The 255-nt window shown below is 49.0% G+C and carries 1 rRNA gene; it reads right to left on the reverse strand.

Features of this window, described 5'->3' with window-relative positions:
- Positions 1–107 (reverse strand): 23S ribosomal RNA (locus HPK16_RS16680); the annotation flags it as partial.
- Positions 108–255: the final 148 nt, after the last annotated feature.

Consider the following 255-nt stretch of genomic DNA (forward strand, 5'->3'; position numbering starts at 1 on the left):
CTGGATCAACGCTTACGTACAGCTCCCCAAAGCATATCGGTGTTAGTCCCGTCCTTCTTCGGCTCCTAGTGCCAAGGCATCCACCGTGCGCCCTTTCTAACTTAACCATGTGGATCGCTGTGCTTACACACTAACCACGGGTATGTTCCTAACGTCTACGAGCCAGCGATGGCCGTATCAGTTAGTTGAAAGGTTACTTTCAGTTGATTCTCGGTTCTTACTTGGTTGGTACAAGTCAAAGACTTATACCGCACT

It is taken from the genome of Paenilisteria rustica (assembly GCF_013820765.1).
GTDB classification, from domain to species: Bacteria; Bacillota; Bacilli; order Lactobacillales; family Listeriaceae; genus Listeria_A; species Listeria_A rustica.